Source organism: Streptomyces sp. NPDC048255, assembly GCF_040652415.1.
In the GTDB taxonomy this organism is placed as follows: domain Bacteria; phylum Actinomycetota; class Actinomycetes; order Streptomycetales; family Streptomycetaceae; genus Streptomyces.
Genome location: NZ_JBEZMA010000126.1, coordinates 1 through 3,149 on the forward strand (window position 1 = coordinate 1; position 3,149 = coordinate 3,149).

2 protein-coding genes are annotated in these 3,149 nt (G+C 74.2%); both read right to left on the reverse strand.

Annotation, left to right across the window (positions count from 1 at the left end):
- Positions 1–90: 90 nt before the first annotated feature.
- Positions 91–1,092 (reverse strand): pseudouridine synthase, encoded by a 1,002-nt coding sequence (locus AB0D94_RS37635; RefSeq protein WP_362062440.1) that lies wholly within the window; start codon positions 1,090–1,092, stop codon positions 91–93.
- A gap of 18 nt (positions 1,093–1,110) precedes the next feature.
- On the reverse strand, positions 1,111–2,661 hold the full coding sequence (locus AB0D94_RS37640) for a serine hydrolase (protein WP_362062444.1): 1,551 nt from the start codon (positions 2,659–2,661) through the stop codon (positions 1,111–1,113).
- Between the last annotated feature and the right edge of the window lie 488 nt (positions 2,662–3,149).

Sequence of the window (3,149 nt, forward strand, 5' to 3'; positions counted from 1 at the left end):
GTACGGCCGAGTACGAGCTGCGCTCCTCCGCCTTGCGATGCACCGCACCAGACGACGCGGGCTGATCCACGAAGATCGCCCGGACAGGACCTAGAGGTTTACCTCCGCGCCGACCCCGGACGCGGACCCGGGGCCGGTCCCGGCTTCCCAGCCCGGGAGGTCGTGCCAGGCCTGGAGGGCGAGTCCGCTCTCGAAGCGGTGCGCGGTGCCGGTGACGGGGTCGGTGAACGCCAGGACCCGGGCCAGGAGCTGGAGGGGTCTGCGGTAGTCGTCCGGGGCCGGGTCGGTGACCCGCGGGTACACCGGGTCGCCGAGGATTGGCAGGCCCAGGCCGTTCATGTGCACCCGCAGCTGGTGGGTGCGGCCGGTGTGCGGGGTCAGCCGGTAGCGGCCCAGGCCGCCCCGGGTGCCCGTGAGTTCGATCAGGCTCTCGGCGTTGGGCTCGCCGCCCGGAACCTCGGTCGCCGCGATCACCCCGCGGGTCTTCTCGATCCGGCTGCGCACGGTGCGCGGCAGGTCGATCCTCGGGTCGTACGGCGCGAGGGCCTCGTACTCCTTGTGCACCTGCCGCCGCTGGAAGAGGAGCTGGTAGGCGCCCCGGTCCGCGGGCCGGATGCTGAACATCACCAGGCCCGCCGTCAGCCGGTCCAGCCGGTGCGCCGGGCTGAGCTCGGGCAGCTCCAGCTCCTCGCGGAGCCGGGCCAGGGCGGTCTGCGTGACGTGGCTGCCGCGCGGGGTGGTCGCCAGGAAGTGCGGCTTGTCCACGACCAGGAGGTGCGGGTCGCGGTGCACGACGCGGACCGGGAAGGGGACGACCGGCTCGGCCGGGAGGTCCCGGTGGAACCACAGGTAGGCGCCCGGCTCGTACGGGTCGCCCGCGCGCAGCACCCGGCCGGCGGGGCCCAGTACCCGGCCGGCCGCCAGCAGGCGGGCGATGGCCTCGGCGCCGGGGCCGCCCGCGTAGTGCGCGGCGAGGTAGCCGCCGAGGTCCGGCCAGGCCCCGTCCGGGTCGGGCGGCAGGCGCAGCCGGACCGGGTCGATCCCGGCGCGCTGCGGGAGGGGCGAGGGGGGTACCGGGGCTCTGCGTCTCATCGGGGACAGGCTATGCGGCTACTGCTGGGTGAAGGTGCCCAGGTGGTTCGCATCGAGGGACTCGACGCGGACCGTGCCGTCTGCGAAGGTCACGCCGGTGCGGCCGGCCGCCATCTCGCCGGTGGTCTCGAAGCTGAAGGTGTCGCCGTCGTAGTGGGTGAGCGGGAAGAGCATCGGCTTGGGGCCGAGGGCGAGGGTCAGCGTGCCCTTGTTGTCGGCCGTCACGGTCGCCTTGCCGTAGTACGGGTTGTCGTAGGTGCCGGTGTAGGCGGCGCTGTCCTTGGCGGGCTTGGCGGAGGCGGGCGGGTGGGCGTAGTCGGTGGGGGACCGGGCCTCGTCGACCTCCTTCGCGTAGACGGACGCGAGCAGGGGCAGCCAGTCGGTCGTGGCCTTGCCGTGCTGGGCGACGTCGAAGAAATCGAGGGCGACGGCGTCGGCCAGGCCGACGGGGGCGCCGTTGGTGAGGACGACGATGCCGAGCTTCTCCAGGGGGAGCATCGTGACGTTGGCGTTGGTGCCGAGTTCGAAGGCGCCGGAGTGGCTCAGGCGCAGCCGGCCGGAGTCGTCGTAGGACACGTTCCAGCCGAGGCCGTAGAAACCGGCGCGGCCGGAGGGGGAGGTGGGCGGCTGAGAGACGATCTGGGGAACGTGCGTGCGGGCGAGCGTGGCGGCGGGGATGATCCGCTTGCCGTCGAGGGTGCCGTCGGCCAGCTGGAGCCGCAGCCAGCGGGACATGTCGCGGGCGGTGGAACTGACGCCGCCGGCGGGGGCTTGGGCGTCCGGGGCGCGGACGTAGCGGGGGCTCCAGGTGCCGTCCGGGTTCTTGACGTGGGTGGCCGCGTGGTCGGGGGCGTTGACGTAGGCGGAGAACTCGGTGCTGGTGTGGGTCATGCCGGCGGGTTTGAAGAGGGTGTCCGCGCTGAGCTTCTGCCAGCTGGTGCCCTTGGCGCGGGCCACGGCCTCGGCGGCGGCGGTGAGGCCGGAGTTGGTGTAGGCGTAGCTCGCGCGGAAGGGGGTGAGGGGCTCCAGGCGCAGGTGGTCGAAGATGTACGACTGGTCGTAGCCGAGGTCTTCGAGGAGGTCGCCCGCGTGGTCGGGCAGGCCGCTGCGGTGGGAGAACAGGTCCGCGGTCGTGACGTGGTCGGTGACCCAGGGGTCCTTGAAGGCGAAGCCGGGGAGGGTGATGTGGCGGTCCCACTCGTCGGGGGTGGTGAAGGCGCCGGCGACGACGGTGGAGGAGACGGGCTTGGAGACGGAGGCGATCTGGAAGACGGTGTCGGGGCCGACCTTGGCGGGCTCGCCGGTGCGGCGGACGCCGAAGCCCTTGAGGTGGACCACCTCGTCGTCGTGGACGACGGCCACGGAGAGGCCGGGGACGCCGGTGCGGCGCATCAGGTCGGTGATGGTCTGATCGAGCCGGGCCACGGCCTTGTCGACCTGGGCGTCGGTCAGCAGGGGCTTCGGCGGGGGCGGCGGGCTGGGGGCGGCCGTCGCCGCCGGCGCGGTCGCCGCGGTTGCGGTCAGCAGGGCCGCGGCCCCGGCCGTGCCGAGTGTGCGGAGCGTACGCATGGGGTCATTGTCCCGCCGGACGGGTGCGGGCGCGCGACCAGGACGCCGGCGCTGTGCCTGTGCGGTGGTCCTGGCCGGGCGCCGCTGCCGGGGCTCTGCCCCAGGCCCCGCGCCTCAATCGCCGGCGGGGCTGGGTTGGGCGTTGGGTGTGGGCCGGGGCCGCCGCTTCCCCTGCGGGGGGCTTGGCGGGTGTGGCGTCGTTGCTGGGGCTCTGCCCCCGGCCCCGTGCCTCAATCGCCGGCGGGGCTGGGTTGGGCGTCGGGCGCGGGCCGGGGCCGCCGCTTTCCCTGCGGGGGGCTTGGCCGGGTGCGGCGTCGTTGCTGGGGCGCTGCCCCAGGCCCCGCGCCTCAATCGCCGGCGGGGCTGGGTTTGGCGTTGGGTGTGGGCCGGGGACGCTCCGGAGCGTCTCCTCGGCTCGCGCACTTAGCCCCGGCTACGAAGCTTCCGGCCTGGGTTGCGCGCTCGTCCTGCGGGGACTCTCCTGCGCG